This window comes from Macrococcus lamae (genome assembly GCF_004359545.1).
GTDB lineage: Bacteria > Bacillota > Bacilli > Staphylococcales > Staphylococcaceae > Macrococcus > Macrococcus lamae.
Genome location: NZ_SCWB01000026.1, coordinates 1 through 5,616, shown reverse-complemented (window position 1 = coordinate 5,616; position 5,616 = coordinate 1). Strand labels below are relative to the sequence as shown.

The 5,616-nt window shown below is 37.6% G+C and carries 6 protein-coding genes; all 6 read left to right on the top strand.

The window, feature by feature from the left end; genetic code table 11:
* Positions 1-165 precede the first annotated feature (165 nt).
* The 6 genes from ERX29_RS10620 to ERX29_RS10595 all read left to right on the top strand — a co-directional run bounded on the left by ERX29_RS10620 (position 166) and on the right by ERX29_RS10595 (position 5,449).
* Complete coding sequence (locus ERX29_RS10620) at positions 166-708, top strand: helix-turn-helix domain-containing protein (RefSeq protein ID WP_133444654.1); 543 nt, start codon at positions 166-168, stop codon at positions 706-708.
* Positions 709-717: 9 nt separating this feature from the next.
* Complete coding sequence (locus ERX29_RS10615) at positions 718-1,803, top strand: ABC transporter ATP-binding protein (RefSeq protein WP_133444653.1); 1,086 nt, start codon at positions 718-720, stop codon at positions 1,801-1,803.
* Positions 1,800-2,606, top strand: coding sequence for an ABC transporter permease (locus ERX29_RS10610; RefSeq protein WP_133444652.1), 807 nt, complete (start codon positions 1,800-1,802; stop codon positions 2,604-2,606). Before ERX29_RS10615 ends, ERX29_RS10610 begins: the two co-directional genes overlap by 4 nt.
* On the top strand, positions 2,606-3,415 hold the full coding sequence (locus ERX29_RS10605; RefSeq protein WP_133444655.1) for an ABC transporter permease: 810 nt from the start codon (positions 2,606-2,608) through the stop codon (positions 3,413-3,415). The genes ERX29_RS10610 and ERX29_RS10605 overlap by 1 nt, the downstream gene beginning before the upstream one ends.
* Positions 3,415-4,488, top strand: a complete 1,074-nt coding sequence (locus tag ERX29_RS10600; protein ID WP_133444651.1) for an ABC transporter substrate-binding protein — start codon at positions 3,415-3,417, stop codon at positions 4,486-4,488. Before ERX29_RS10605 ends, ERX29_RS10600 begins: the two co-directional genes overlap by 1 nt.
* Before the next feature lie 106 nt (positions 4,489-4,594).
* Entirely contained in the window at positions 4,595-5,449 is an 855-nt protein-coding gene (locus tag ERX29_RS10595) for a DUF4064 domain-containing protein (protein WP_133444650.1), read from the top strand.
* Positions 5,450-5,616: the final 167 nt, after the last annotated feature.

Sequence of the window (5,616 nt, the reverse complement as noted above, 5' to 3'; positions counted from 1 at the left end):
CCTTTGTATTGGATTTGGATGTGTATTACTACCTCCAACCATTATAAAGGACTTTTTTTGTACAGAAAATAAATTTTTAGAATATTCCATTTAAAACCGTAGGTTGAAATATTTTTATGCAACACTAGTGGTAGTTTATATATATTAAACAAATTGAGGTGTCAAATGGATATTGGTAAAAAAATTAAAGATTTAAGACGCCAGAAAAATTTAACACAGGAAGAACTGGGAGAGCGTACTGATTTATCAAAAGGCTATATTTCTCAGCTGGAACGCAACTTATGTTCACCGTCTATGGAAACGTTTTTCAATATACTGGAAGTGCTGGGATCAGAACCGAGTGACTTTTTTAACGAAAAGCTCTATCAGCAGAAAATCTATTATCCTGAAAGTGAACAGACGTTATATGATGAATATGATGACGGCTATTTAATCAACTGGCTCGTGCCGGATTCAAACGAATATGATATGGAGCCTGTCATCATTACTTTGAAACCAGATGCTGAATATAAAAAATTTGAACCTTCATTGTCTGAAAGTTTTATGTTCGTACTGCAGGGAAAGGCTTCAATCAGAATAGGTAGAAAAGAATACGAAGCATGTACCGGCGAAAGTTTCTATTTCAAGGCCAATGAATCACATCAATTATTCAATGCTGAGCAGGCTGAGGCTAAAGTACTTATTGTTGCGACAGAATCTTATCTTTAGGAGGAAATAATGGAGTTTATTACATTCGACAGCGTATCTAAAATTTACGATGGCAATCAAGTATTAGATCAGATTAATTTTGAAATAGAGCAGGGGAAGTTCTATACATTACTTGGTCCATCAGGTTGCGGAAAAACAACTATCTTACGACTAATCGCTGGTTTTGAAAAACCGACTTCCGGTGATGTTTATTTCGCCGGACAGAGAATCAATGACGTTCCTGCAAACAAACGGCAAGTTAACACAGTATTCCAGGATTATGCCCTGTTTCCTCATATGGATGTTTTTGAAAATGTGGCGTTCGGGCTGCGTATAAAGAAAATCAATAATGCAGAAGTAACTGCCAAAGTAGAAGAAGCACTGAAGTTAGTTAAGCTGGAAGGTTATGAAAAACGTAGAGTTGATGAAATGAGTGGAGGTCAGAGACAGCGTGTGGCTATCGCAAGAGCTATTGTCAATGAGCCTGAAGTTATATTGCTGGATGAACCACTGAGTGCTCTTGACTTGAAACTGCGTACTGAAATGCAGTATGAGTTACGTGAAATTCAGCAGAGGCTTGGCATTACATTTATTTTTGTGACTCATGACCAGGAAGAAGCGCTTGCAATGAGTGATTATATTTTTGTCATGCGCAACGGACGTATTGAACAGAGTGGGACACCGCTTGATATATATGACGAGCCAGTCAATAGATACGTTGCTGATTTTATCGGTGAATCGAATATTGTAGAAGCTCATATGGTTAAAGATTTTGTGGTCAATATTCATGGTAACGATTATGCGTGTGTAGATAAAGGGTTTATGACTAACGCTCAAGTAGATGTGGTCATAAGACCAGAAGACCTGGAAATTACGACTGCTGAAAATGGAAAGTTAACAGCACGTGTGGATTCTCAGTTGTTCAGAGGCGTACATTATGAGATTTGCCTTTATGATGAGACGGGTCATGAATGGATCTGTCATTCGACAAGACCTGCTCGAATCGGAGAAGTCGTCGGACTGACATTTGATGAGCAGGCGGTGCATATTATGCTGCCAGGAGAGACAGAAGAAGAGTTTGACGCACGTATTGAATCATACGAGGTAAATGTATGAGTCAGGCGAAAAAATATTTCTTAATACCTTATATACTGTGGCTCATATTATTCATTATTTTACCGGTCGTCATGATATTTTATACAAGTTTTAAAAATATAGATAATCAGTTTTCACTTGAAAACTATAGAAACTTTTTATCTCCTGCTTATTTAGAGATGACATTATCTTCTTTCATCTATGCTCTGATTATTACAGTCATATGTCTTTTCATTGCCTATCCAGTAGCTCTGGCACTGAAAAGCACGAAAAACAAGCAGTTCTGGCTGCTGCTGATCATTTTGCCGACATGGATTAATCTGCTGCTTAAAACTTATGCATTCATCGGTATTCTGAGTAAAGAAGGAACCGTGAATGACTTATTAAGAGCATTACATCTACCTGCATCACAGCTATTGTTCACTGATATCGCATTTATTATCGTTTCTGTTTATATCTACATACCTTTTATGATTCTGCCAATTTTCAATAGTATGGACGAGATTCCTGAGAATCTTCTGCAGGCATCTCGAGATCTTGGTGCAGATCAATGGACAACTTTCAGAAAAATTATTATGCCTTTGTCATGGGAAGGTGTAAAGACAGGAATCCAAGTGACATTTATACCGGCTCTCAGCTTATTTATGATTACCCGGTTAATCGCTGGAAATAAAGTCGTCAATCTCGGAACAGCAATAGAAGAACAGTTCCTTGTCACGCAAAATTATGGGATGGGATCAACAATTGCTGTGTTCTTAATTTTAGCGATGGCACTTGTCATGATTATCACTAAATCAAATACTAAAGAAAGTAGGGATAGATGATGAAGCTACAGGCAAAACTATTTTTGGCTGCTGCCTTACTGCTGCTTTATTTCCCTATCTTCTTCCTGATGTTTTATTCCTTTAATGCAGCTGGTAATATGAATCACTTCGAAGGATTTACATTAAAGCATTATAAAGCAGTATTTCAAAATAAAAGATTAATTGTCATCATAATGAATACTATTGCCGTAGCACTTATTGCTGCCAGCATTTCCACTCTTATCGGTGTGTTCGGTGCCTTAGGGATTCATTATATGCGCAATAAGCAATTAAAAATAGGTCTTCTTACTTTGAACAATATTTTGATGGTCAGTTCAGATGTCGTCATTGGATCATCGTTTCTGATTTTATTCACGGTCGTCGGACACTATACTGGTCTAGGTCTTGGTTTTTGGTCAGTATTAGTATCACATATTGCATTCTGTGTACCGATCGTTGTTCTGATGGTGCTGCCGAAGCTATATGATATGAATCAATCAGTAATCAATGCAGCAACTGACCTTGGAGCGTCAACTTATCAGACATTATCACGTGTCATTATTCCGCATATTATGCCGGGTGCGATAGCAGGATTCTTTATGGCGCTGACTTATTCACTTGATGACTTTACTGTTAGTTTTTTTGTAACTGGTAATGGCTTCAGCGTTCTATCCGTAGAAATATATTCTATGGCACGTAAAGGAATTTCAATGGAAATTAATGCATTATCGACATTGCTTTTCCTGATTGTCATGATAATCATTACGATCTATTATTTCCTATCAACAGGACGGGAACGTCGTAGAAGAGTGAAAGCCGGGGTGTTATAATGATTCGATTACTGCAGCTAGTCGGTGTTTCGTTATTTATTGCTGTATTGCTGTTATTTTCCACAAGGTTTATCGATCCACCGCCGAAAGCGGGAAAAGGTAATGTACTTTATGTTTATAACTGGGGAGAATATATGGATCCTGATTTAATCAAAAAGTTTGAAAAAGAATCAGGAATCCGTGTGATTTACGAGACGTTTGATTCAAATGAGTCGATGCTTGCCAAAGTTAAGAACGGCGGTACGCATTATGATATTGCTATACCTAGTGAATATGCTATCCAGAAGATGGCCAGTGAAGATCTATTAGTTCCTATCGATCATAGTAAGATTCCTAATTTAAAAAATATTGATCAGTCGTTTATGAATTTAGATTTTGATAAAGGAAACAAATATTCTGTACCGTACTTCTGGGGAACGGTAGGTATACTTTTTAATCCTGATAAGACGAAAGGGATTGATTTTTCCAGCTGGGACAGTCTGTGGGATAAACGTCTAAAAAACAATGTGTTGATTGTTGATGGTGCACGTGAAGGCATCGGTTTCTCATTGAACAGTATGGGAGAGTCGCTGAACGAAACTGATTCTGCCAAGTTGAAGCTTGCGGAACAGAAGCTCGAGAAACTTGCTCCGAACGTTAAAGGTGTTGTCGGTGACGAAATCAATACGATGATGGTCCAGAAAGAAGCGGACGTTGCTGTTGTCTGGAGCGGGATGGGCGCAGACATCATGACAGAGAACGAAAATCTTGATTTTGTCGTACCTAAAGAAGGGTCGAATCTTTGGTTTGATAATATGGTTATACCGAAGACTGCACAAAATATTGAAGGTGCGCATGCGTTCATTAACTTCCTGCTTGATGAGAAAAATGGCAAACAGAATACTGAGTGGGTAGGCTATGCCACACCAAATGCTAAAAGCTATCAATTACTAGATAAAGAAGTCAGAGAAGATAAACGATTTTATCCTTCTAAAGAAGTTAAGAATAAGCTTGAAGTCTATAAAGATTTAGGACAAGAAAAAATTGGAGAATATAATGAACTTTTTCTTAAATTTAAAATGTCTCTGAAATAACGTGGACAATTTAAAGTTAAAAAATAAAAGATACTATTTAATATGATTATTCTTTGAGGCAATAGGGTATTGGTGAGAGAACTATATGTAATAAGGAGATGAATTTATGGTTAAAAGAGAGTATACTCAAACGGTTCGACCTGTAAGTCGTATTCCGGAAAAAATATTTGGCTGGCTGGCATGGTTGACACTACTGGCTATTTCAGGTTTTATTCTGTACAGTCTTCTTGTATCCGGAAATGATCCTAACTTTATGGAGAATACAACTTCAGAACTGGAGCGACAAATCAGCACCAATCCTGAAATCGGTGATTTCATGGAAAATAACAACTTAACACCACAGGAATTTGTTGATTCATTATTAAGTGCCGGCTGGTACTTATTAGCATTCCTGGCGTTACCGCTCATTATTGGTTTAATTGGATTGTTATCGATGAAAAAGAGAATATTGGCAGGGATTCTGTTGCTGATAGCAGGATTGCTGACGTTACCTTTATTCGCTATTTTCTGGATTCCATTATTTTTCCTGATTGCAGCGATTCTGCTGTTTGTCAGAAAAGATAAAGTCATCCGTAATGACGATTATTATGATGACAACCGTCGTGATACATATGATCGTCACCGCGAAGCTGCACCGACATATGTAGAAAGAGATGAAACTTTGGACCGGAAACGGGACTATACGTATGATGCAGATGATGTTCGCTCAAATGATAATAACTATTCAGACAACCGACAAAACCGTACGGTAGTTGATGATGAAGTCATTCGTTCGGATAGAGACAATGCTTATTATGTGGATAACGACGCTCAAAGCGGGAATGTTACTCATGATGATCATTATGTTTCTAATGACGCGTCTGATTATGACAGAGACCGTGTCAAATATGTTGATAAAACAAAAGATGCGACTGCTGAACGTCGTCAAAATTACAACGACCGTATGAACAACAGAGATTAATATTAATTAAAAAAAGATAACCGTCGGTTTGACGGTTATCTCAGACTGTAGACAAACTCATTTTGAAAATGGGTTTGTCTTTTCTTTTTTTTCGAAAAATAAAAAATATCGATTTACAGGCGTAGTTATTGCTGGCTACTTCCTGGTCTGGAACTAGGAAGTACGCC

Bases quoted from the DNA above. Each gene is read 5' to 3' on its own strand.
- ERX29_RS10620 (WP_133444654.1), top strand. From the start codon at position 166: ATGGATATTGGTAAAAAAATTAAAGATTTAAGACGCCAGAAAAATTTA.
- ERX29_RS10595 (WP_133444650.1), top strand. From the start codon at position 4,595: ATGGTTAAAAGAGAGTATACTCAAACGGTTCGACCTGTAAGTCGTATT.
- ERX29_RS10610 (WP_133444652.1), top strand. From the start codon at position 1,800: ATGAGTCAGGCGAAAAAATATTTCTTAATACCTTATATACTGTGGCTC.
- ERX29_RS10615 (WP_133444653.1), top strand. From the start codon at position 718: ATGGAGTTTATTACATTCGACAGCGTATCTAAAATTTACGATGGCAAT.
- ERX29_RS10600 (WP_133444651.1), top strand. From the start codon at position 3,415: ATGATTCGATTACTGCAGCTAGTCGGTGTTTCGTTATTTATTGCTGTA.
- ERX29_RS10605 (WP_133444655.1), top strand. From the start codon at position 2,606: ATGAAGCTACAGGCAAAACTATTTTTGGCTGCTGCCTTACTGCTGCTT.